Below are 22,522 nucleotides of genomic sequence, written 5' to 3' on the forward strand. Positions count from 1 at the left end.
CTTCATCGCGCGGTCACGGCGTGGGCGCCGTGAACCCGTCGAGGTCCAGCCAGTAGTCGTCGTCCTCCATCAGCCGCTGCTCCTTGATGAAGTCGCCGAACGGCCGCATCGACTGGGTGTTCTGCCAGTTCGACATCGAGGACCGGCCACAGGGCTCCTTCCACGTCGGTGCCGGGGCGTCCGGACGCAGGTGGAGCGTCATGGTGTCGTCGGCGTTGCGCCGGACGTACGTCTGCACGCATTCCTTGCCGCTGTACGTGACGGGGTTGGGGCCCGTGGTGTTTCCGGCGCTCTGCAGCGCGTTGGCGAAGACGAACTCGTCACAGCTCTTCGAGTCGGTACGAGCCTCTCCCGCGTCCAGGGTCCACATGTCACTGAACAGACCGGTGTCCTTGTACGTCTTCCACAGCCTGCCGCAGATCAGCTGACGGTTGCGGGCATGCTGCGTCTTGCCCGAGCCGTCACCGGCCATCTTGTTGCCCAGGTAGGTGAGCGGCTTGCCGCTGCTCTGCTTGCCCCAGTCGATGGACGTCTTGCGCCACATCAGGTCGATGTGCGCGGCGGCCCCGGGGAACTTCTTGGAGTTCATGACGTACGTCGGCTTGTAGCCGGAGAACACACAGCCGGGTTTCACGTTGGCGACGACCTTGTCGCAGCGGATGTCCAGCTGGGACTTCTCGGCTTCGAGCGGTGTCTTGATCGGGGTACCGTTGATCGTCCCGGTGAAGTACCAGTACGGGGTGATCGTGTCCTCGTCGGCACCGCTCGGTGTCCACTTGAACCGCGTGGTGACGGTCCGCTGGACCGTGTCACCCTTCGTGAAGACCTTCGAGCCGCTCCAGTCGACGCTGGTGACGGAGCAGTAGCCACGGCACTTGGCCTGGTAGTCCAGGGTGGCCGTGGTCGCGACGCCGGACATCGACTTCAGGCTGATCGTGGTGACCTGGGAGAACTCGTCACTCTCCGCGTCCAGGTAGATCGTGTTGTAGAAGTCGAACCACGCGTACCCGTCCGGCCTGTTGTTGATCTCATGCTGCATCCCCAGCTCGTCGTGCACGCAACTGTTGGTGCGCTTGCGGGTGATGGACTTCGAGATCAACGAACAGGACGCGGTGCTCGAGGCCGCCATCTGGGTGGCCGGCGCGGAGGCTTCCGAGAAGCTCGTCGCCGAGGGGAAGATACCGCCGCTGATGTCGTCACCCGGCTCGACCGGCGCCGGTTCCGGAGCGGTCGGATCGGCTGTCATATTGCCGGTCATCTTCTGACCGTTGTACGTGCCGGGGACGAACGCCAGCGCGTCGAAGGCGATGTCCGCGTCCCCGGAGCCGCCGTTGAAGTTGTCGAGCCGCACCTCGGGGATCAGGTCACCGAAGTCGTAGGCGCCCAGGTCCACCCATTTGTTGGACTCGTTGGCCGTCTGCGAGATCGGCGCCTCCACCTCGCCTTCGGAGGTCTGGATCCGGTAGACGGCATTGGACGTCTGCGCCCCGTGGTCCGGGATGTGCGCGAAGACCTTGGCCTGCCGGCTGGTGTTGGTCAACGGAGCGTTCAGCTTCCACGTACCGGTGACCTTCATCCGGTTGGCGTTGGCCGGGTAGGACTCCGCCGTACGGGTGTGCGTGAACCAGAAGTGGTTTCCGTAGCCCGCGCCGATCTGGTGCGTGTCGATCTTCCCGGGATACGTCGTGACCGTGGTCGGGTTGTCCGTCCCGTCGTCGGTGAGGTCCATCTGGGTGTCCCACGGGACGTAGGTGAACTCGAAGGTTCCGCTCGAGTTCACCGCCCCGCATCCGCGGTTGGCATCGACGCCCGCCGGTATGACGCCGTCGGGCACGTCGTCGACCACCAAGGCGTTGGTGGGAAGACCGGTCGTGGCGCAGTTGGGCGGGTACGAACCCGCGTCCGCCTGCTCGCCGTACGACGTGTTGAAGCGGTGGACGGCGTTTCCGCACTCGGCGAGGCGTTCACAGTCCTTCCACTTGCCGACGGGTATCTCCTCGTGCCACCAGCAGTGCAGCCAGTGCGGGTTGGTGTCACTGTCGCCCGAGTCCGCGGTACAGGCACCCAGCCCCTGGTCGTTGGAGTCGTTGTCGCCGATCTTGGCCGGGTCGCAGTAGTTCGACGAGGTGCAGAACAGGTCCACCGGCGGCTTGGCCTCGGAGCGGGCCTGGTTGCTCAGCCACCACGCGGGGCGGTAGCCGGCCTGGAAGTCACCGGGGGCGAACATCGCCGAGATCGGGCGGGCGGCCCAGCCGATCACCTTCTCCTGGTACGGCCAGTCCTGCGGGTGCGCGGCGTGGCTGTAGTCGTCCCTGGACGGGTCGGTGGCGTGCTGCAGGAACGGCACACGGTTGGCCTTCCACAGCGGGTTGGCCGGGTTGTTGGTCCAGCCGACGCCCCAGTGGCCCTGGGAGTCAGCGGTGTCGTAGAAGCCGGAGTTGTAGGCCCACAGTGCGAAGAACCAGTTCTCGATCCACTTGGGGTGGCCGCCGTTGATCTTCATGCCGGCGTTGTACGTCTGGTTCCACTTCTCCGACAGGATCCGCACGCCGGCTGCGATGTTCGCGGTGTAGTCGAGCGCGACGGCTTCCTGCGCGAGGGGAGACAGCGCGGTCTCGCCGGGCTTGGTCTTGCCCGCGAGGCGCATGCCGTCGGTGGCCTGGGTGATGCCGTAACCGCAGTCGGCGTCCGCCCAGTTGATACGCCACGGGTCGAGCTGCTCACCATCGGCGGCGTAGTCGACGCCGTAGTAGTTGCCGATGAGGGAGTTGGAGGTGACACCGGGGACGGCGAAGCGGGTGGCCTGCCACATGTTGGATTCCTGCGCGGTGATGCCGAGCATCACCTGGGCGGGAATGTGCCACTGATCCGTGTCGTCGGGGTCTTCGTTGTCCAGGGTGCCGTTCGGGTCACCGGCCAGCACGGTCGGCGGGAACAGGCCCTGGGGCTGGTAGCCACCGGTCCCGGTGTTCTTCCAGTTCGCCCCGCGGTAGAAGTTCAGTTCACCGACGACGGCCTGGTCCACCGCCCATTCGACCTGACGCGGAGTGGGCTGGAAGGCCTGCTTCTTCACGTCGTTGCGGGCCACCGCGCAGTAGCGTTCCCCGGTGCCTTCGCTGGGGTTGTCGGCCTGTGCGGTGAGGGCTCGGGTGGTGACGGTCTGCGTGGACAGGCCGTCCTCGTCCTTCTCGCTCGTGTCCGGGCCGGAGCCGACCGGGCCGCCGGTGGGCAGCGCGGGGGACAGGTCGCGCCCCTGGGCCTCGTCGCCCACGCGGTTGGCACCGGGACGCAGGTCGAGGGTCACGGACCTGTCGGACTCCAGCATGCGCAGGACAGTACGCGCGGGGCGGGGCTCGGCGGCGTTCTCCGGGTTGACCAGGGTGGTCTTCCCGTCGGACCACGTGGTGGTCAGGGCTGCGCGGGCGTGGCTGGAGATCGCCGCGCCCTTGGGGAGCTTGCCCGGGTTGTGCACCCGCTCGGGCAACGTCCTGGACGTGGCGTCACCGGTGACGAACACCTCGCCGCGCGCCGAGCGGGTCAGGTCCCAGGCCTCGAGCTTGCCGGAGGCCACGGTGACGGGCTCGGTCTTCCCGCCCTTCTCGACCTTGGCACGGTCGAGGTGCTTGGCCCAGCTGGTCGGCGTTTCGGACGCCTCCTTGTCCAGCTCGCGGTCGATGAAGGTGATGCCGCCGTCGGCGTCGGCGGTGATCTGGAACGGCACCGTCGTGGTGGAGGCCAGGGTCTTCTCGGCCGTGCCGTTGATCCGTACCAGCCTGTTGCCGTGCGCGGCGACGATGCCCGCGTCCGTGGGGACGGCGGAGGTGACCTGGCCGGCGAGCGTGACCGGCTTGGACTCCTTGCCGGTTGCCGCGTCGACAGTGATCAGGCGGGTCTGCTGCTTCTTGTCACCGTCGTGGCTGAGCTGGGTGAACACCACCTTCTCGCCCTGGCCGCAGCCGGGCGAGAAGTAGGCGAGCGACGACTGGAACGGCAGCTTGGTGACCTTGCCCGACCGAAGATCGACCACTGCGGTGAACGCGCCGCGCACCATCAGCTCGGGCTTGTTGGTGAACATACGCGGCGCGTACGAGACGGCCGCGTACTTGCCGGACTCGGTGACGCAGTGGTTGCCGATCCAGGTGTCCGAGGCGAAACTGTCCTCGAACAGACTGGCTATCGTGCGCAGTTGATAGCCGTTCTTCTCCTTGCCCGCAATGATGTGGAAGCCGGTGCCGTCGCCGGTCGTCGTGACGGCGGTGTCGGCGGAGTCCTCGTAGTTCTTGCCGAGAATACGGCCGCGGTCCTTCGCGGGGATCGCGGAAGGCTTCAGGGAGAGCTTCTTCTGCTCCTGTCGCCCCTGTGTGGCGTCGTTCCACCCCTGTGCCGCGTTCTTGGGCGGCTTTGGTTCCTCGGCCTGCGCGGGCAGGCTCAGAGGTATCGCCAGCGCGGTGGTCACCACGAGGGTGACCGGCACGCGCAGACGTACGCGTCTCTTCCTCAACTTCTTTCCTTTTCTGGTTACTTGACAGCCTCGGCGGCTGCAAGGACCTTGCTCATGCGCGTCTTGACGGCGGCGAGCTGGTCCTTGTTCTCTTCGATCTGCCGCTTCTGGACCGCCGACTCCTCCTTGAACCAGACCTCGATCAGACGGGCCTGCTTCTTGCAGTCGATGTCGTCCAGCGCGAGCCCGATCGCGTCTTCGGTGGTGCCGTCGCCGTTGGCGTAGCCCTGCTCCATGGCCCTGTACGGGTCCGCGGCGGACCGTCCCCGTTTCTTCATGCAGGCCGACCAGTCCTTGATGGCCTTCTCGACCGGCTTGCGCAGCCGGGACTCGGAGAGGCTTGTGGAGGCGAGCTGCGAGACGAAGCCCTCGTCCGACTCGTTCAGCTCGAGCTGCCGCTTCGACCATCCGGCGCAGCCGCCCTCGTGCAGCTTCTTGCCCTGGTACTCGGCGCGGGCGGGCCCGGAGTCCACACCGGTGATGTACGGCCCGTCGTCCTCGGCGCCCTCGGGCGGACGGAACTCGGGCTTGGTGCGCCCGGTCAGCACTTCCACCTCCACACCCGAAAGCCCCTTGTCGACCGGTTCGGTGCTCCGGGTCAGCTCCTTCGGAAGCGCGTACCCGTGCTTCTCGGCCCGGGTGCGGTCGGTGATGCCGTAACGGCGCTCGATCGAGATCGCGTTGCTGTGGGGCGGCGGGTTCACACCGGGACGCGGCAGGTCGACGGTGAGCCCGTACTCGGCCATGCACCGCGTCTGGAGGGTGCGCAGCGCGGTGTCGACGGTGACCTGATCCGCGTACGAGGACATATAGGCCTCGAGCGGCAACTCCAAGCCCTTGACCAGTCCGGAAGCAGGGGTCTCCGCAGGCCAGTTGCTCCGGTCGACCGGGGTGTGGTCCTTCGCCGGACCGGAACCCGATCCGGACGACGAGCATGCACCGAGAAATATTGCTGCGAGCATGACAGCCACTGGTGTGGTCGTTCGCTTGAGGAGGCGCACGGGCTTTCCTTGTCTGCATGAAGTGCTGGGGGAGAATGCGGTCGTTGTTCAGCCGGTCAGCGGGTCTCGGAGACGGCCCGGGCGATGTCGCCGGCGCCTGCGACGCCCCGACCGTCGTCTGTTGCCGCGGCGGCGAACGTGCCCTGCGGGCGGCTGAAGCGGGAGGGGGAGAAGTCGGCTCGGTCGATGTGACGCGATTTCATCCACTGCCGGATGGACCTGACGGTGTCGGTTCCGCTTGCGATGGTCGTGCGGGCGTCCGTGTCCGCCTTGAGATCGGACACGGCGGACTTGACGCGGTCGTTCGGCGTGGGCGTGCCGGAATAGCCGCTGTAGGTGCTGTTGAAAAATCGCTGGGACTGCAGGACCATCTCGTCAGCCAAAGGGAATCGCCTCACATCTGTGCGACTGAACCGGCGGGTGTGCTCTCCTTGTTGCCAGTACGAAACTAGGTGTTCTGTCCGGTCGGCGACAGCCCTCCATAATGTGCGAAATGGCCAAAAGGTGCGAACGTGCAGGCGTAATTACGACACTCGTGGAACCGGTGCACGGGTGTGGAGGCGTAAAGACGTCAGAAATGTTGTGAGCGGAATTCCGTACTTCCGGGATCAATGTTCGTCTAATGCCTGGTTTCTTACGGAATTTAAGTGCGTCGCCCTTTGGAAATGTTACCGGCATCCGTTGCCGCGGGTTTTCTGGTGTTCACTGCCGCGCCCTCTGCGGAAGCGAACGAATTCACGGAACGGGGCAACTGCCGGCCGGCCTGCGAGTCGGACAACAATTTCAAGTTCCTGCTGTACTGCGACTCCGACACGGCCGGCTCGTAATCGGGCTGCCCCGGGCACCGCACCGGTGCCGGGATTCCAGGGGGTGGCCCTGACCTATCAGGGCCCGCCGCCCGTGACGGCCCTGCGCCCCGCCGATCTGACGATCCGACGGGGGAGTTCATCACCGTCCCGGGGCCGTCCGGATCGGGCGAGTCGACGTTCCTCGACATCGCCGGGCCGCTCGACACCGCGACCGAGGGGCGGTGCCTGCTCGACGGCGTCGATGTCGGCGGCCTCTCCGACGCGGTCCTCACGCTGCTGGGCGACCTGAACGACCAGGGGATGACATTGGTGATCATCACTCACGATCCGGCCGTCGCGGCCCTGGGTTCGCGCCGCGTCACCATCCGGGGCGGCGTGCCGGACGGGCCGGCGTCCGCCGGGGTCCGGCAGGGAGCCGGACGACCGGGTCCGGACGGGCAGGGCGCCGCGGCACCGGTATGGAGCCTTCCGTGCTGCGGGTGCGGGACCCTGTGCGCCGAGGCGGCGGCGGACATCCTGCAACGACCGGCACGGTCCCTGCTGGCCGCCGTCGGCACCGTGCTGGGAGTGGGGAGCTTCGTGGCGGTGCTCGGCCTGACGGCCACCGCCTCCTCCCGGATCGACAACCGCTTCAACGAGCTCAGTGCGACGGAGGGGATTGTCGAGGACAGTGCCCGGCAGCGGAACGAGTGCGTGGACGTGGCGTTCCCCGACGACGCGGACGCCCGTCATCCCGCCGGCGACCGTCACGGCGGCACCGCTCGTGGGGCCGGCCGCCGGCCTGCCGGCCGGTCTGTGTCCGGGTCAGGGCGGCGCGGACCGAGCCGGTGGAGGCGCTGCGACGTTGACGTGACGAAAACGTTCGACTCCTGTGAGGTTTGGCGTATTCGCGCCAGCTTCGTCGAGCCGGGTGTGACCGCTTTGTGTGATGACGGCTCGTTCCTCCAGGTGATCAAGAGCTTAGGGTTCCGTGAGAGCCGCCTAAGAGGTGGATCCGGTTCCGTTTCGTGGGGGTGTGGGTGACCAGGGCAATGACGCTGAGCCAGTCGGATCGTGAGATTGTGCGCCTGCTGTACCAGGGGCTCGGGGACGCGGCGATAGGCCGCCGTCTGGGGCTCGGCCATCGGACCGTGCAGCGGCGTGTGCAGCAGTTGATGAGGCGCTGGGGGGTGCCGGGGCGGGTCGCTCTGGGAGCCAGGGCGCAGGAGTTGGGACTGTTCGACGACCCGGTGAGCGGGGATCGGCGCCTCGGCGCCGGGCCGCCGATCGCGGCCTGAGCCGCCCGGCCGGATCCCGCTCACGGCCGGCGTCGGCGGGGACGGCTGCCGGACGGACCGACCGGTGGATGAGGACCGGTCGGTCCGTCCGGCGGCGAAGGGGTCAGCCCGCCAGCCCCAACTCCCGCGCGATCAGCATCCGCTGGACCTCGCTCGTGCCCTCGCCGATCTCCAGGATCTTCGAGTCGCGCCACATACGGGCCACCGGGTACTCGTTCATGAAGCCGTAGCCGCCGTGGATCTGCGTGGCGTCACGGGCGTTGTCCACGGCGACCGTGGACGAGTACAGCTTCGCCAGCGCCGCCTCCTTCTTGAACGGCTCGCCGGCCACCAGACGGCTGGCCGCGTCGCGCCAGGCGAGGCGGGCCGTGTGGGCCTTCATCTCCATGTCGGCGATCTTGAACTGGATCGCCTGGTTGGCGCCGATCGGCCTGCCGAAGGCGTGCCGCTCCTTGGCGTACTTCACCGACTCGTCCACACAGCCCTGCGCCAGCCCCGTGCCCAGCGCCGCTATGGCGATACGGCCCTCGTCCAGGATGCGCAGGAACTGCGCGTACCCGCGGCCCTCCTCGCCGAGGAGGTTGGCCGCCGGGACGCGGACGTCCTGGAAGGACAGTTCCCGGGTGTCCGACGCGTTCCAGCCGACCTTCGAGTACGGGGCCGCCACCGTGAAGCCCGGCGTGCCCGACGGGACGATGATCGCCGAGATCAGCGGCTTGCCGTCGGGCTTGCGGCCCGTCACCGCCGTGACCGTGACCAGGCCCGTGACGTCCGTGCCCGAGTTGGTGATGAAGCACTTGGTGCCGTTGATGACCCACTCGTCCGTCGACTCGTCCAGGCGGGCCGTCGTACGGGTCGCGCCCGCGTCACTGCCGCCGTCCGGCTCCGTCAGACCGAACGCGCCCAGGATCTCGCCCGAGCACAGCCGGGGCAGCCATTCGCGCTTCTGCTCCTCGGTGCCGAAGAGGTGGACCGGCATCGCGCCGAGCGAGACGCCCGCCTCCAGGGTGATCGCCACCGAGGAGTCCACCCGCGCCAGCTCCTCCAGGGCCACGCCCAGGGCGAAGTAGTCGCCGCCCATGCCGCCGTACTCCTCCGGGAACGGCAGCCCGAACAGGCCCATCCGGCCCATCTCCCGCACGATCTCGTACGGGAACTCGTGCCGCTCGTAGAAGTCACCGATCTTCGGCGCCACCACGTCGTGCGCGAACTCCTCGACGGTGCGGCGGAGTTCTTCCAGTTCGGGGGAGAGCTTGTGGTCCATGTCGTTCACTGCTCCTGGTGGGAGAGGGCTCGTACGGTGCGGGACGGGCTGGTTCGGCCCAGGTGGGCGGCCATCCAGACGCTTGTGGCGACCAGACGGTCGAGGTCGACTCCGGTGTCGATGCCGAGGCCCCGCAGCATCCACACGAGGTCTTCGGTGGCGAGATTGCCGGTGGCGGACTTCGCGTACGGGCAGCCGCCCAGTCCGCCGGCGGAGGCGTCGACCGTGGTGACGCCGTGCTGGAGCGCGGCCAGCGTGTTGGACAGGGCCTGGCCGTAGGTGTCGTGGAAGTGCACGGCCAGCGCGGACACGGGCACGTCCGCCCCGCCGAGCGCGGTGAGCAGGGCCGTCACATGGCCCGGGGTCGCCACCCCGATGGTGTCGCCCAGGCTCAGCTCGTCACAGCCCATGCCGAGCAGGGCCCGGCACACCTTCACCACCTGGGGGACCGGGACCGCGCCCTCCCACGGGTCGCCGAAGCACATCGACAGATAGCCGCGGACGTGGACGTCCTCCGCCTTCGCCCGCCGCACCACCGGCTCGAACATCGCCAGCGCCTCGTCCACCGTGCGGTTGAGGTTGGCCCTGGCGAAGGACTCCGTGGCACTGGCGAACACCGCGACCCGCCGGGCGCCCAGCGCGAGCGCGCGGTCCAGTCCGCGCTCGTTCGGCACCAGGACCGGCAGTGACATCGGCAGGTCGGACACCGCCGGGTACAGGTCCTCGGCGTCCGCGAGCTGGGGCACCCACTTGGGGTGCACGAAGCTCGTCGCCTCGATGGTGCTCAGACCGGTGCCGGCCAGGCGGCGGACGAACTCCGCCTTGATGGCCGTCGGCACGGTCGCCTTCTCGTTCTGCAGTCCGTCGCGCGCGCCGACCTCGTGGATGCGGACCCGCGCGGGCAGGCCCTCGGCCGGTACGACCATGGGCAGGCCCAGTTCCGGGGCGTTCACGCCGTCTCCTCCTCCACCGGTGCGATGACCGCCAGCACCTGGTCCATCGCGACTGTCGTGCCCGGGGCCACGTCCAGTTCGGTGACCGTGCCGGCGTGCGGGGCGGAGATGACGTGCTCCATCTTCATCGCCTCCACCACCAGCAGGCTCTGGCCCGCCGCCACCTCGTCGCCGACGGCCACCTTCACCACCGTCACCGTGCCCGGCATCGGCGCGGTCAGCGAGTCGGCGCCCGCCTGGCCGGCGCGGGTGAGGGACGCGGCGACCGGGTCGTGGTCGCGTACGTGCCAGGCGTCGCCGTCGCGGCCGAGCCAGGTGCCGTCCGGCAGGGCGGCGAAGGTGTGGGCGACGCCGTCGAGCGTGCAGGTGAACCGGTGCCCGCCCACCGGGCCCGCGGACCCCCGCACCGGGGTGCCGGCGCCCGGCAGCAGCAGTTCCGTCCCGCCGTCCGCCGTGCCGCGCACGCGCACGGTCACCGGGTCGTGGCCCGCCACCCGCAGGTGGTGCGCCGTCCACGCCCGCTCGCCGCCCATCCGCCAGCCGTCGGCGGCGGCGAACGGGTCGGCCCAGCCGGATCCGCCGGCGGGCTGCCGGAGGGAGGCCTGGCGCAGCAGCGCCGCCGCCGCGTACGCCTCCGTCGGCACCTCGTCCGCCACGAGCCCGGCCACCTCGCGCTCGACCAACCCCGTGTCCAGCTCCCCCGACACGACCGCCGGATGCGCCAGCAGCCGCCGCAGGAACCCGGCGTTGGTCCGCACGCCCAGCGTCACCGTCTCCGCCAGCGCCGCCCGGAGCCTGCGCAGCGCCGTCGCGCGGTCGGGGCCGTACGCGATCACCTTGGACAGCATCGGGTCGTAGAGGCTGCCGACCTCCGTGCCCTCGCTCAGCCCGGAGTCGGTGCGCACGCCGTCGCCCTGCGGTTCGCGCAGCTTCAGCACCGTGCCGCCGGAGGGGAGGAAGCCCCGCGCGGGGTCCTCCGCGCAGATACGGGCCTCCACCGCGTGCCCGGTGAGCCGGACGTCGTCCTGCCCGAACGCCAGCGGCTCGCCCGCCGCCACCCGAAGCTGCCACTCCACCAGGTCGAGGCCGCCCGCGGCGCCAGCCGCACCAATGGATACAGCCAGCTCGGTGACCGGGTGCTCCACCTGGAGGCGGGTGTTCATCTCCATGAAGTAGTACGACGACGGGTCGTCGCCCGGGACGATGAATTCCACCGTGCCCGCGCCCCGGTAACCGCAGGAGCGGGCCGCCTGGACCGCCGCCTCGCCCATCGCGGCCCGGGTCTCCTCGTCGAGGAGCACACTGGGCGCCTCCTCGATGATCTTCTGGTGGCGGCGCTGGAGGGAGCACTCGCGCTCGCCCAGGTGGACGACGCCCCCGTGGCCGTCGGCCAGCACCTGGATCTCGATGTGGCGGGGCCGGTCGATCCACCGCTCGACGAGCAGCGTGTCGTCGCCGAAGGAGGCGCGGGCCTCGCGCCGCGCGGCGGCGATCTCGTCGGCCAGCACCGAAGCGTCCCGCACCAGGCGCATGCCCTTGCCGCCACCGCCCGCCGACGGCTTCAGCAGCACCGGCACACCGATGTCGCGGGCCGCGTCGGCGAGCTGCCCGTCCGTGAGGCCGCTGCCGCTGGAGCCGGGGACGACCGGGACCCCGGCCGCCTTCACCGTCTCCTTCGCGCGGATCTTGTCGCCCATCAGGGCGATCGCGTCCGCCGGGGGCCCGATGAACACCAGCCCCGCCTCCTCGCACGCCCGCGCGAAACCGGCGTTCTCGGCGAGGAACCCGTACCCCGGATGGACCGCCTGCGCTCCGCTGCGGGCGGCGGCCTCGAGCAGCCGCTCCACCGACAGATAGCTCTCCGAGGCCGGCGCCGGCCCGATCCGTACCGCCGTGTCGGCCTCCCGCACGTGCCGGGCGTCGGCGTCCGCGTCGGAGTACACCGCCACCGAGCGCACGCCCATCGACCGCAGTGTGCGGATGACGCGCACCGCGATCTCGCCCCGGTTGGCCACAAGCACTGTCTCGAACATCGTTGTCCGTCCCCTCACATCCGGAAGACGCCGAACTGAGGGTCACTCAGTGGCGCGTTGGCGCACGCGGTCAGGGCCAGTCCCAGGACCTGCCGGGTGTCCAGCGGGTCGATCACGCCGTCGTCCCAGAGGCGGGCCGTCGCGTAGTAGGCGTTCCCCTGACGCTCGTACTGCGCACGGATCGGGGCCTTGAAGGCGTCCTCGTCCTCCGCCGGCCACTCCTCGCCACGACCCTCCAGCTGGTCCCGCTTCACGGTCGCGAGGACCGAGGCGGCCTGCTCGCCGCCCATCACCGAGATCTTGGCGTTGGGCCACATCCACAGGAAGCGGGGGGAGTAGGCCCGCCCGCACATCGAGTAGTTGCCCGCCCCGTACGACCCGCCGACCACCACCGTCAGCTTCGGCACGCGCGTGCAGGCGACCGCCGTGACCATCTTGGCGCCGTGCTTGGCGATACCGCCCGCCTCGTAGTCCCGGCCCACCATGAAGCCCGAGATGTTCTGCAGGAACACCAGCGGGATGCCGCGCTGGTCGCACAGCTCGATGAAGTGGGCGCCCTTCTGCGCGGACTCGGAGAACAGGATGCCGTTGTTGGCGACGATCCCCACCGGGTGGCCGTGGATCCGGGCGAAGCCGGTGACCAGGGTCTGCCCGAACTCCGACTTGAACTCCGCGAAACGGGAGCCGTCGGTGATCCGCGCGATGATCTCGCGCACGTCGTAGGGCGTGCGGGAGTCGACCGGCACCGCGCCGTACAGCCCCGCCGGGTCCACCTTGGGCTCGACGGCCTGCTCGACCCCCCAGGGCAGGGCTCCCCGCGCGGGGAGCGTGGAGACGATGTTCCGCACGATCCGCAGCGCGTGCGCGTCGTCCTCCGCGAGATGGTCGGTCACGCCCGACACCCGCGAGTGGACCTCGCCGCCGCCCAGCTCCTCCGCCGTGACCACCTCACCCGTGGCCGCCTTCACCAGCGGCGGGCCGCCGAGGAAGATCGTGCCCTGGTCGCGGACGATCACCGCCTCGTCGCTCATCGCCGGGACGTACGCCCCGCCCGCCGTGCACGAGCCGAGCACCGCCGCGATCTGCGGGATGCCGGCGCCGGACATCCGGGCCTGGTTGTAGAAGATCCGCCCGAAGTGGTCCCGGTCGGGGAACACCTCGTCCTGCATCGGCAGGAAGGCGCCGCCGGAGTCCACCAGGTAGACGCAGGGGAGCCGGTTGTCGAGGGCCACCTCCTGCGCGCGCAGGTGCTTCTTCACCGTCATGGGGTAGTACGTGCCGCCCTTGACGGTGGCGTCGTTGGCCACGACCACGCACTCCCGGCCGCTGACCCGCCCGATCCCGGCGATCACTCCGGCCGCCGGGGCCTGCCCCTCGTACATCCCGTCGGCCGCCAGCGGGGCCAGCTCCAGGAAGGGCGAGCCGGGGTCGAGGAGTGTGTCCACGCGCTCGCGCGGGAGCAGCTTCCCGCGCGCGGTGTGCCGTGCCCGCGCCCGCTCGCCGCCGCCGAGCGCCGCCGCGGCCAGCTTGCCGCGCAGCTCCTCGACGAGGACGCGGTGCGCCTCCTCGTTGGCCCGAAAGGCCTCCGACGCGGGATCGGCCGCGCTGTGAAGCTCCGGTGCCTCATGCATCCTGCGGGTCCCCTCACCTTGTTAATGAGCGTTAACGCATTTCCTTCAGGTTAACGACCGCTAACCGTGCTGTCTAGAATCGTCTCCATGGCCACCAGAACCGACGCCCCCACCCGCCGCGAGCAGATCCTCAAGGAGGCCGCCCGGCTCTTCGCCGACCGCGGCTTCCACGGCGTCGGGGTCGACGAGATAGGTGCCGCGGTCGGCATCAGCGGCCCCGGGCTCTACCGGCACTTCGCGGGCAAGGACGCGATGCTCGCGGAGCTGCTGGTGGGGATCAGCGGCCAGCTCCTGACCGGCGCGAAGCGGCGCCTGAAGGAGGCCGACGGGGTGGCCCCCGAGGCGGTCCTCGACTCGCTGATCGAGGGGCACATCGACTTCGCGCTCGACGACCGCCCCCTCATCACCTTGCACGACCGTGAGCTGGACCGCCTCCGGGACACCGACCGCAAGCTGGTGCGCCAGTTGCAGCGGCAGTATGTCGAGCTGTGGGTCGGGGTGGTGCGCGAGCTCTACCCGGAGCTGGCCGAACCGGCCGCCCGCTCGGCGGTCCACTCGGTGTTCGGCCTGCTCAACTCCACCCCCCACCTCACCCGCCCCGGCTCCCTGCCGGGCCGTGCGGGCACCGCGGAACTGCTGCACCGGATGGCGCGCGGGGCGTTCGCGGCGGCGGGCTCGCGCTGACCCCGGCCGGGGTGACGAGCGTTACGGGTCCTCCACCCTGGACGGCTGTGGATACTCGCCGGTATCTTGGATGAGCAAGCGCTTAGCCATGCGGGCCGCAACCATCAATTGAGGAACCCCGACGGCGAGCAACCACGTGCGCGAGAGCGGCGCCGGTTTAGGCGCAGAGAAGGGTGGCGGACAGTGCGCCGTACGGTTTTCAACGAGGATCACGAGGCGTTCCGGGAGACCATCCGCGCCTTCATCGAGGCCGAGGTCGTCCCCGTCTACGACGAGTGGTTCGCAGCGGGCCAGGCGCCCCGCGACTTCTACTACAAGCTCGGTGAGCTGGGCATCTTCGGCATCAGCGTGCCCGAGGAGTTCGGCGGCGCGGGCATGGACACCCACAAGTTCGAGGCCGTCCTCTACGAGGAGACCGCCCGCGCGGGCGTCCAGTTCGGCGGCTCCGGCGTGCACGTGCTGCTCGCCCTGCCCTACCTCAAGATGCTCGCCACCGACGAGCAGAAGAAGCGCTACCTGCCGAAGTTCGTCACCGGCGAGGAGATGTGGGCCATCGCGATGACCGAGCCGGGCACCGGCTCCGACCTCGCGGGCATGAAGACCACCGCCAAGCTCAGCGAGGACGGCTCCCACTACGTCCTCAACGGCGCCAAGACCTTCATCACCGGCGGTGTCCACGCCGACAAGGTGATCGTCTGCGCCCGCACCGCCGCCCCGACGGCCGAGGACCGCCGCCACGGCATCTCCCTCTTCGCCGTCGACACCAAGTCCGAGGGCTACTCGGTCGGCCGCAAGCTCGACAAGCTCGGCCTGAAGACCTCCGACACCGCCGAGCTGGCCTTCGTCGACGTCAAGGTCCCCGTCGAGGACCTGCTCGGCGAGGAGAACAAGGGCTTCTACTACCTCGGCCACAACCTGGCCTCCGAGCGCTGGGGCATCGCCTTCGGCGCCTACGCGCAGGCCAAGGCCGCCGTCCGGTTCGCCAAGCAGTACGTGCAGGAGCGCACCGTCTTCGGCAAGCCGGTCGCCCACTTCCAGAACACCAAGTTCGAGCTGGCCGCCTGCCAGGCCGAGGTCGACGCCGCCGAGGCCGTCGCCGACCGCGCCACCGAGGCCCTGGACGCCGGCGAGCTGACCCCCGCCGAGGCCGCCTCCGCCAAGCTGTTCTGCACCGAGGTCGCCCACCGCGTCATCGACCGCTGCCTCCAGCTCCACGGCGGCTACGGCTACATGAACGAGTACCCGATCGCCCGCCTGTACGCGGACAACCGCGTCAACCGCATCTACGGCGGCACCAGCGAGATCATGAAGACGATCATCGCCAAGGACATGGGCCTGTAAGCCCCCCGAAATCCCTGCCGTATACAACTGACCCCATGAGTCAGGCACTACAGGAACTCCTCGATCTGCTCGACCTCGAGCAGATCGAGGAGAACATCTTCCGCGGCCACTCCCGCAGCGCCGTCGTCCCCCGCGTCTTCGGCGGGCAGGTCGCGGCGCAGGCGCTGGTCGCCGCCGGGCGGACCGTCCCCGAGGACCGGCCCGCCCACTCCCTGCACGCGTACTTCCTGCGCCCCGGCGACCCCGGCGCCCCGATCGTCTACACCGTCGACCGGATCCGCGACGGCCGCTCCTTCACCACCCGGCGGGTGGTCGCGGTCCAGCACGGAAAGCCGATCTTCCACCTCTCGGCGTCCTTCCAGACGTACGAGGAGGGCCTGGACCACCAGGACCCGATGCCGCCGTCCCCCGACCCGGCCACGCTGCCCACGTCGCAGGAACGCCTGCGCGGGTACGCCCACCTCGCCCCCGAGGTCGTGGAGCGCTTCCTGGAGGCCCGCGCCGCCGTCGACCTGCGCTACGTCGACGAGCCGCCCTACGGCCGCTTCGGCGAGCCGCGCGAACCCCACTCCCAGGTCTGGTTCCGCACCAACGGCAAGCTCGCCGACGACCCCCTGCTGCACGTCGTCCTCGCCACGTACGTCTCCGACATGACGCTGCTGGACTCCGTCCTCCTCGCCCACGGCCGCGGCGGCTGGGCCGTCGGCGACGTCGTCGGCGCCTCCCTGGACCACGCGATGTGGTTCCACCGCCCGTTCCGCGCCGACGAGTGGCTCCTGTACGACCAGCAGTCCCCCACGGCCCACGGCGGCCGGGGCCTCGGCCAGGCCCGCATCTACACCCAGGACGGCCGCCTCGCGGTCTCGGTCATCCAGGAGGGCGTGGTCCGCGTCCCGCGCCCCTGAGTCGCCCCCCGTTGAGCCGGCCCCCGTACGTGTCCCGCGTACGGGGGCCGGCTGTCCGCGTCCCAGTGGACCGTTCCATGCGGTTGGTATCCGTGCAGGTCAGCGGCCGTTCCAGCGTTCCGGCGTCCCGTGATGGGCGTCCGGTGTGGCGGGTGGGACGGATCACGGCACAAGCTGCGGTCATCCCGGCAGCCCGCCGGCATCCCGGCAGCTCGCCGGCCGATCCACCACGTCACACCATGGAGACCACCATGCGTTCTCGCTTCGCCACCCGCTCCGCCCGCCTGGTCCTGGCCGCCGTCGCCGCGCTCGCCCTCGGCGGCGCCGCCACCGCCACGGCCACCGCCGACAGCGGCAGCTCCACCACCCAGCCCTGCGCGACCAGCGACCTGAACTTCAAGGTCACGTCCGAGACGCAGGCGGGCGGCTACTACCTGGTCACCGCCAAGGCCAAGCCCGGCATCATCTGCCACCTGGAGGGCGTGTTCCCCTCCGCCTCCTTCGGCTCCTCCCCCGACACCGAGGTCTCGCCCGCCGAGCAGAGCGTCAGCGACGACATCGTCCTCGCCGGCTCCACCGCCGCCTACGCCGGCATCAGCCCCAAGAGCACCAACAACGACAACGGCGTGCAGTTCGACCGGCTCCACCTCTCGGTCGCCGGTGACGAGGAGAACGCCGTCACGCTCCGCCTCCCCGACACCGCCACGGTCGACCGGCCCGTCGCCACCAACTGGCACGCCGACCCCGCCGACGCCGTCCCCTTCACCGGCTGACCCCCGGGTCCACCGGCTGCCCCGCCGGCCGGGCGTGTCCCCCGCGCCCGGCCGGCGAGGGCGTCTTCACTGCGCCAGGCCGGCCTCCGCCAGCAGGTACGCCGTCATCGGGTCGTAGTGGCGGGGGCTGGTGACGTGGTCGTCGAGGGGGACCGTGACCTGGACGGTGCCCTCCGCCTCGGCGACGAACAGGGCCGGGTCGTTGCAGTCGGCGTAGCCGACGGAGTCGACGCCGTACTGCCCTGCCGCACCCGCCCAGCCGTGGTCGGCGACGACCAGGTCCGGCAGCGGGCGGCCCTCACGCTCCAGGGCGGTCAGGACGGCCTTCATCGGCTCACCGGAATGGGTGTGCCACAGCGTGGCGCCGTGCTCCAGCACCGCCACGTCCGCGAACTGCATCACATAACCCTCGTCCGTGGTCAGCCCGTCCGGGATGACCACGATCTCGCAGCCGACGGCCCGCAGCGCGGCGGCCGTCGCACGGTGCACGTCCAGCAGCCCGCCCGGGTGACCGGTCGCGAACAGCACCCGCTGCTGCCCGTCCGCCGCCTTGCGCAGCCGCCCGGCCATGCGCTCCAGCCCGGCCACGGTCAGCTCCGGGTCGATGGTGTCCTGCCCGTACCGGTACTCGGGGTCGTCGTTGACGCCGACCCGCTCCGCCATCACCGCCAGCACGTCCTGCTCGTCGGTCCAGCGGTCGCCGAGCTCCAGGCCGAGCCAGAAGTGACGGTCGCCGTTCGCCAGTTTGCGGTAGTGGGAGAGGTTGTTCTCGCGCGGCGTGGCGACATCGCCCGCGATGCGCGTGGCGACCAGGTGTTCGACGAGTTCGGCGCGGCTGGGTGTCCCGGGTATCGGCATGCCCCCCATTGTGGGGCAGCGGCCTGTGGGCGTCCCTGACGTATCGCGCGCTGGGACGTGCGTCACGCGTACTCAGCCGACTCCGTACGGCTACTCAGTGCCGCCCGTACGGCCTCATGTGCGCCGCAGCGCGAACCACAGCTCCATCCGTACGTCCGGGTCGTCCAGGTCCGCCTCCAGCAGCGCCGCGCACCGCGCGACGCGCTGCCGCACGGTGTTGCGGTGCACGGACAGCGCCACCGCCGTACGGTCCCAGCTGCCGTGCAGGGAGAGCCAGGTGCGCAGGGTGTCCGTCAGGGCGGGAGCGGCCGCTATCGGCGCGAGCAGCGCTCGGGCGTGGGCGTCCGCGTCGTGCGGCGGGACGAGGTCGGCGAGGGCGGGGCGGTCGCCGTGCCGGAGCAGTGGGGCGCGGGTGGCGCGGGCCCGGGCCAGGGCGCGGGCGGCCTGGGTGTCGGCGTCCGGCCAGTCGGGCGGGGTGGCGGCGGTGCTGACGCCGAGGGTCCAGCCGGGAAGTGGCTCCACGGGGCGGTCGGCGGGCACCAGGACGCGTACGACCTCGCCGGTCGGGTCGACCAGGGTGGAGCCGAGTGCTGTGCCGAGCGCGGAGGTGGACAGGGGGTCCGGTGCGGTGTGGCCGTCCGGCCGGGCGTGGACCACTTGCCATCGCTCTCCGCCGAGCAGGGGGGCCACGTCCTTGGGCGGGGCGCCCAGCAGGAGTCGTACGAGTGCGGAGGAGCGGGCTGCTGTGGTGCCGCTCTGTTGCTGGCCGGTGAGGAGGGAGAGCAGTACGGCTGCGACGGAGGCGATGGTGTGGTCGCCGGGGGTGCGGTGGGGTGCGGCCACGCCGAGTACGTATCCGGTGCCGAGGGCGTAGGCGGCGAGGTGGGTGCCGTTGACCGTGTCGCTGGCGGAGGTGGGGGTGGGCGCCGCTTGTCGGTGCTCGCCGGGTGCGGGTGTCACTTGGCGGCGTTCGCCGGGTGCCGCCGCGCCCGCCCGTGCCGCCCCGGCGGCACGACTGCCCGCAGTTGGGGCGGGGGGCCTCACCACCTTGGCCAGGTTCGCCAGGGACTGTCTTGTTTCGGGGGACGGGGGGGTTCCTGCGGTGGTGAGTTCTGTGGTGTCCGGGGTGTACAGGGCGGCCCAGCCGCCGATTCGTTGGGCCAGCTGGTGGAGGACCGGGCGGACCGGGTCCGGGCGGGACGCCGCGGTGGCGAGGCTCTGCTGGGCCTCCGTGACCCGGCGCAGCTCCGCCAGGCGGGCCTGCGCCATGAGCTGCCAGACCGCCCGCGCCACCCCCGAGAACGTGGTCCGCGGCGGCACCTCCAGCAGCGGCAGGCCGTGCATCTCGCACGCCTCCGCCAGCGCCCCCGGCACCGCCTCGTGCACCGGTGCCACGCCGAACCCGAGCGCCGCCCCGCCCGCCGCCACGATCCGGGAGACATACGCGTCGAAGTAGCCCGCGCCCGCCCCCTCCGGGATGTGCACCCCCGCCGACAGCAGCAGCTCCCCGCCCAGCAGGTACGGGTACGGGTCCGCCATCTCGGAGGCGTGCGCCCAGTGCACGACGGTGCCGGGGTCGTCGGGCCCGGCGACCCGGCGCAGTCCGAGGTCCTCGCGTGCCAGGAGTGCGTCCAGACGCACAGGCGGCGTGGGGGGAACCATGGGGTCCGACATGCTGGACACTTCCTCCATTCCGTGCGGCGGGAATGGATGAAACGTACACTTCGCAGGTGCTTTCCGCCGCTCTATGGTCGGGACAGACCGGCAGCCCGCGGGTGCGGGCGGATGCATGAGCCAAGGCGAAGAGCAGGAAAGAAGGCAGTCCCATGAGCAGCAACGAGACGCCCCGCGGCCCCGTCGACTCCTCCCGCGTCCCCCGGTACGCCGGTCCCGCGACCTTCGCCCGGCTGCCCCGTCTGGACGAGGTCGGCCGCGCCGACGTCGCCGTGGTGGGCGTGCCCTTCGACTCGGGCGTCTCCTACCGGCCGGGCGCCCGATTCGGCGGCAACGCCATCCGTGAGGCGTCCCGGCTGCTGCGCCCCTACAACCCGGCGCAGGACGCCTCCCCCTTCGCCCTCGCCCAGGTCGCGGACGGCGGCGACATCGCCGTGAACCCCTTCAACATCAACGAGGCCGTGGAGACGGTCGAGGCCGCCGCCGACGACCTCCTCGGCACCGGCGCCCGCCTGATGACCCTGGGCGGCGACCACACCATCGCCCTGCCGCTGCTCCGCTCCGTCGCCAAGAAGCACGGCCCCGTGGCGCTGCTCCACTTCGACGCCCACCTCGACACCTGGGACACCTACTTCGGCGCCGAGTACACCCACGGCACCCCGTTCCGCCGCGCGGTCGAGGAGGGCATCCTCGACACCTCCGCCCTCTCCCACGTCGGCACCCGAGGCCCGCTCTACGGCAAGCAGGACCTCACCGACGACGAGAAGATGGGCTTCGGCATCGTCACCTCCGCGGACGTCTACCGCCGGGGCGCCGACGAGGTCGCCGACCAGCTCCGTCAGCGCATCGGCGACCGCCCGCTGTACATCTCCATCGACATCGACTGCCTGGACCCGGCCCACGCCCCCGGCACCGGCACTCCCGAGGCCGGCGGCATGACCTCCCGCGAGCTGCTGGAGATCCTGCGCGGACTGGCCTCCTGCAACCTGGTCTCGGCGGACGTCGTCGAGGTGGCGCCCGCGTACGATCACGCCGAGATCACCTCGGTGGCGGCGTCCCACACGGCGTACGAGCTGACCACGATCATGTCCCGTCAGATTGCGGAGGCCCGCGCGCAGTGACCCACGACCACGACCTGGTGCTCCGTCCGACCGCCGCACAGACGGAGGCGGCACTCGACCCGCCCCCCGGCCGCAACGGCGGAGACCTGGTCGTGGAGACCCTGGCCGGGCTCGGCGCGACCACCGTCTTCGGCCTGCCCGGCCAGCACGCCCTCGGCGTGTTCGACGCCCTGCGCCGCTCCGACCTGCGGTACATCGGCCTGCGCGTGGAGAACAACGCCGGTTTCGCGGCGGACGCGTACGGCCGGATCACCGGCGAGGCCGCCCCGCTGCTGCTGTCGACCGGCCCGGGAGCCCTCACCTCCCTGGCCGCGCTCCAGGAGGCGGCGGCGGCCTCGGCGCCGGTGCTGGCGATCAGCAGCCAGGTCCCGACGGCGGGGCTCGGCGGTGGCCGCCACGGCTACCTGCACGAACTCCCCGACCAGTCGGCCTCGTTCCGGGGCGTGGTGAAGTCCGTCCACAGCGTGCGTACGGCGTCCCAGATCCCGTCGGCGATCGCGGCGGCCTGGCAGTCGGCGCTGACCGTTCCGCACGGTCCCGTGTGGGTGGAGATCCCGCAGGACGTGCTCCTCGCGGAGACGGTCCTGCCGGTGGTGACGGCGATGGACGCCACCCCCGACGAGCTGCCCCCACGCCCCGAACTCACCGCACTCGCCGCCCACCTGCTGGCGAACGCCGCCCGCCCCGCGATCATCGCGGGCGGGGGAGTGGTCCGCTCCGACGCCTCCGGCAAACTGAAGCAGCTCGCCGAGCGCGTCCAGGCCCCCGTCGTCACCACCCCCGGCGGCAAGGGCGCCTTCCCCTGGACGCACCCGCTGTCGCTCCAGTCCTGGCTGGAGGACCGCCACACCACCGACTTCCTGGAGGACGCGGACGTCCTGCTGGTCGTCGGCTCCGGCCTCGGCGAACTCTCCTCGAACTACCACACGTTCAAGCCGCGCGGCCGGGTCGTCCAGATCGAGGCCGACCTCGGCAAACTGGAGTCCAACCACCCGGGCCTCGGCATCCACGCCGACGCCCGCCTCGCGCTCCAGGCACTCCTCGAGACGGTGGAACCGCGCGAGGACGCGACGGCCCCGGAGCGCGTACGGGACCTGCTGAACCGCGTACGCGAACGCATCGCCGCCCAGGAACTCACCCTGGAACAGCAGGTGCTGACGGCCGTCCGCCGCGCCCTCCCCACGAATTCGCCGTCCTTCTGGGACATGACGATCCTGGCCTACTGGGCCTGGTCCGCGTTCGACGCCATGGGCCCCAACCACCTCCACTCCGCCCAGGGAGCCGGCGGCCTCGGCTACGGCTTCCCGGCCGCCCTCGGCGCGGCGGTCGCCGACCCCACCCGCCCGGTGCTGGCGGTCTCCGGAGACGGCGGCGCCCTGTACTCCGTCGCCGAGCTGGCCACGGCCCGCCAGTACGACCTCGACGTCACCTGGCTCATCGTCGACGACGGCGGCTACGGCATCCTCCGCGAGTACATGACCGACGCCTTCGGCGAGCCCACGGCGACGGAACTGACCCGCCCCGACTACGTGGCCCTGGCGGAGTCCTTCGGCGTACCCGGCCTGCGGACCAGCCCCGAGACCCTGGAACAGGACCTCGCGAAGGCCCTGACGACACCGGGCCCCGCGGTGGTCGTACTCCCCGCCGTGCTGCGGATGTTCGCGCCGACGCACGCGGAATGAAACCCTGTGCCGTGA

At 70.7% G+C, this 22,522-nt stretch carries 16 protein-coding genes and 1 pseudogene; 8 read left to right on the forward strand and 9 right to left on the reverse strand.

Annotated elements, in window-relative coordinates:
• Positions 1-13 precede the first annotated feature (13 nt).
• From AMK33_RS06355 to AMK33_RS06365, 3 genes are all read right to left on the reverse strand, one after another.
• The gene (locus AMK33_RS06355) at positions 14-4,501 is read right to left on the reverse strand and encodes a hypothetical protein (protein ID WP_235617994.1); all 4,488 of its coding nucleotides are present in this window, start codon (positions 4,499-4,501) and stop codon (positions 14-16) included.
• A gap of 17 nt (positions 4,502-4,518) precedes the next feature.
• A complete protein-coding gene (locus AMK33_RS06360; RefSeq protein ID WP_235617995.1) occupies positions 4,519-5,334 on the reverse strand; it encodes a hypothetical protein in 816 nt (271 codons plus the stop codon).
• Between the two features lie 224 nt (positions 5,335-5,558).
• Complete coding sequence (locus AMK33_RS06365) at positions 5,559-5,885, reverse strand: hypothetical protein (protein WP_143203808.1); 327 nt, start codon at positions 5,883-5,885, stop codon at positions 5,559-5,561.
• A gap of 884 nt (positions 5,886-6,769) precedes the next feature.
• On the opposite strand from AMK33_RS06365, the pseudogene AMK33_RS06370 reads away from it, so the two are divergent.
• Together AMK33_RS06370 and AMK33_RS06375 are read left to right on the forward strand one after the other, a co-directional pair.
• Positions 6,770-7,040 (forward strand): annotated as a pseudogene (locus AMK33_RS06370) (ABC transporter permease); the annotation flags it as partial.
• Positions 7,041-7,342: 302 nt separating this feature from the next.
• Entirely contained in the window at positions 7,343-7,588 is a 246-nt protein-coding gene (locus AMK33_RS06375) for a response regulator transcription factor (protein WP_073932060.1), read from the forward strand.
• Positions 7,589-7,691: 103 nt separating this feature from the next.
• On the opposite strand, the gene AMK33_RS06380 is transcribed toward AMK33_RS06375, so the two are convergent.
• Genes AMK33_RS06380 through AMK33_RS06395 form a run of 4 tightly spaced genes read right to left on the reverse strand, consistent with a single transcriptional unit; the run spans position 7,692 to position 13,469 of the window.
• Complete coding sequence (locus AMK33_RS06380; RefSeq protein WP_073932061.1) at positions 7,692-8,852, reverse strand: acyl-CoA dehydrogenase family protein; 1,161 nt, start codon at positions 8,850-8,852, stop codon at positions 7,692-7,694.
• A gap of 5 nt (positions 8,853-8,857) precedes the next feature.
• A complete protein-coding gene (locus AMK33_RS06385; protein ID WP_073931745.1) occupies positions 8,858-9,805 on the reverse strand; it encodes a hydroxymethylglutaryl-CoA lyase in 948 nt (315 codons plus the stop codon).
• Complete coding sequence (locus AMK33_RS06390) at positions 9,802-11,838, reverse strand: acetyl/propionyl/methylcrotonyl-CoA carboxylase subunit alpha (RefSeq protein WP_073931746.1); 2,037 nt, start codon at positions 11,836-11,838, stop codon at positions 9,802-9,804. Before AMK33_RS06390 ends, AMK33_RS06385 begins: the two co-directional genes overlap by 4 nt.
• 14 nt (positions 11,839-11,852) lie before the next feature.
• Positions 11,853-13,469 carry a carboxyl transferase domain-containing protein gene (locus tag AMK33_RS06395; RefSeq protein WP_073931747.1) on the reverse strand — a complete coding sequence of 539 codons (1,617 nt, stop codon included), beginning with the start codon at positions 13,467-13,469 and terminating at the stop codon, positions 11,853-11,855.
• An 87-nt stretch (positions 13,470-13,556) separates the two neighbouring features.
• Here AMK33_RS06395 and AMK33_RS06400 point away from each other — a divergent pair, with 87 nt between their 5' ends.
• The 4 genes from AMK33_RS06400 to AMK33_RS06415 all read left to right on the forward strand — a co-directional run bounded on the left by AMK33_RS06400 (position 13,557) and on the right by AMK33_RS06415 (position 17,172).
• Positions 13,557-14,153, forward strand: coding sequence for an SACE_7040 family transcriptional regulator (locus tag AMK33_RS06400; RefSeq protein WP_073931748.1), 597 nt, complete (start codon positions 13,557-13,559; stop codon positions 14,151-14,153).
• Positions 14,154-14,336: 183 nt separating this feature from the next.
• On the forward strand, positions 14,337-15,494 hold the full coding sequence (locus tag AMK33_RS06405) for an acyl-CoA dehydrogenase family protein (protein WP_073931749.1): 1,158 nt from the start codon (positions 14,337-14,339) through the stop codon (positions 15,492-15,494).
• Positions 15,495-15,529: 35 nt separating this feature from the next.
• Positions 15,530-16,399 (forward strand): acyl-CoA thioesterase II, encoded by an 870-nt coding sequence (gene tesB / locus AMK33_RS06410; protein WP_073931750.1) that lies wholly within the window; start codon positions 15,530-15,532, stop codon positions 16,397-16,399.
• Positions 16,400-16,650: 251 nt separating this feature from the next.
• Positions 16,651-17,172 (forward strand): DUF4232 domain-containing protein, encoded by a 522-nt coding sequence (locus tag AMK33_RS06415; RefSeq protein WP_073931751.1) that lies wholly within the window; start codon positions 16,651-16,653, stop codon positions 17,170-17,172.
• A gap of 66 nt (positions 17,173-17,238) precedes the next feature.
• Here AMK33_RS06415 and AMK33_RS06420 read toward each other — a convergent pair whose 3' ends face one another.
• Both AMK33_RS06420 and AMK33_RS06425 read right to left on the reverse strand, forming a co-directional pair.
• A complete protein-coding gene (locus AMK33_RS06420; RefSeq protein WP_073931752.1) occupies positions 17,239-18,030 on the reverse strand; it encodes a phosphatase in 792 nt (263 codons plus the stop codon).
• Between the two features lie 114 nt (positions 18,031-18,144).
• Positions 18,145-19,704 carry a PucR family transcriptional regulator gene (locus AMK33_RS06425; protein ID WP_107425030.1) on the reverse strand — a complete coding sequence of 520 codons (1,560 nt, stop codon included), beginning with the start codon at positions 19,702-19,704 and terminating at the stop codon, positions 18,145-18,147.
• Between the two features lie 152 nt (positions 19,705-19,856).
• Between AMK33_RS06425 and speB the strand changes: the two genes are divergently transcribed.
• Both speB and AMK33_RS06435 read left to right on the forward strand, forming a co-directional pair.
• The gene (gene speB / locus AMK33_RS06430) at positions 19,857-20,825 is read left to right on the forward strand and encodes an agmatinase (protein ID WP_004931144.1); all 969 of its coding nucleotides are present in this window, start codon (positions 19,857-19,859) and stop codon (positions 20,823-20,825) included.
• Entirely contained in the window at positions 20,822-22,507 is a 1,686-nt protein-coding gene (locus AMK33_RS06435; RefSeq protein WP_073931754.1) for a thiamine pyrophosphate-binding protein, read from the forward strand. Before speB ends, AMK33_RS06435 begins: the two co-directional genes overlap by 4 nt.
• Positions 22,508-22,522: the final 15 nt, after the last annotated feature.

The sequence above is a fragment of the Streptomyces sp. CB02400 genome (genome assembly GCF_001905725.1).
In the GTDB taxonomy this organism is placed as follows: domain Bacteria; phylum Actinomycetota; class Actinomycetes; order Streptomycetales; family Streptomycetaceae; genus Streptomyces; species Streptomyces atrovirens.